Here is a 283-nt window from a genome sequence, read left to right on the forward strand (position 1 = left end):
TTGCCCACTTTGCAACACTTCGATGGTGTTTGACCGCAGGATCGACGGTTCTACCCTGACCTTTGGCACCACAGGCAGGCTGCGGCATTCCGACCTGGTGATGTACGATCATCAGACCGAGACTTTGTGGCAGCAGTTCACTGGCGAAGCGATCGTGGGGCGCCATACCGGCAAGACACTGGCAGCCATTCCCGCGCGCATCGAAGCCTGGAGATTGTTCCGCGAGGAATTTCCCGATGGGAAAGTCCTTGTCCCTTCCACCGGCCGCCACCAACCCTATGGC

At 59.0% G+C, this 283-nt stretch carries 1 protein-coding gene; it reads left to right on the forward strand.

From position 1 onward, the window contains the following. Nucleotides 1-283 (forward strand): DUF3179 domain-containing (seleno)protein (locus ACX3VQ_RS12980; protein ID WP_462581464.1); only part of this gene is annotated, 283 nt, incomplete at both ends.

Source organism: Altererythrobacter chaiwopuensis (assembly GCF_054957735.1).